The sequence below is a fragment of the Streptomyces sp. SID12501 genome (assembly GCF_010550245.1).
GTDB lineage: Bacteria > Actinomycetota > Actinomycetes > Streptomycetales > Streptomycetaceae > Streptomyces.
The window spans coordinates 1-427 of sequence record NZ_JAAGLU010000742.1 but is presented as its reverse complement, the minus strand read 5'-3'; the positions used below and the strand labels follow the sequence as shown (position 1 = coordinate 427).

General features: G+C 67.7%; 1 protein-coding gene. It reads right to left on the bottom strand.

Features of this window, described 5'->3' with window-relative positions; translation table 11 throughout:
• Positions 1 to 427: cellulase family glycosylhydrolase (locus tag G3I71_RS48230; protein WP_164325310.1), on the bottom strand; the 427-nt coding region annotated here is incomplete at both ends.

Below are 427 nucleotides of genomic sequence, written 5' to 3'. Positions count from 1 at the left end.
CTTCTGCTCGTACACGAGCGGCCCGTAGTCGTGCGGCGAGTACACGAGCTGGTCCTGGTTCGCCCCGAGGTCGATCGGGAAGTCCCGCACGCCGCGCAGGTTCCCGCCCCACCACGTGCCGTAGTAGTCCGTCAGGCCGGTCGACGTCCACGGCACGCCCGGCTTGGGGTAGACCTCGACGCCCTCGATGAAGACCAGCCAGTTCGGGTTGATCGCGAGCACCTTGCGCGACGCGGTCTGCGCGAAGTGCTTGAAGTTGTCCTTGTCGGTCGACCCGTCCCACTTGGCGCGCTCGGTGGCGCCCTGCGTGCCGTGCGGCTCGTTCTTGATGTCCGCGCCGATGATCGTGTCGTCGTCCTTCCAGCGCGTCGCGGCCCACTCCCACCCGGTGTACACGTCCTCGGTGGTGATGTCGCCCTTCCACCAC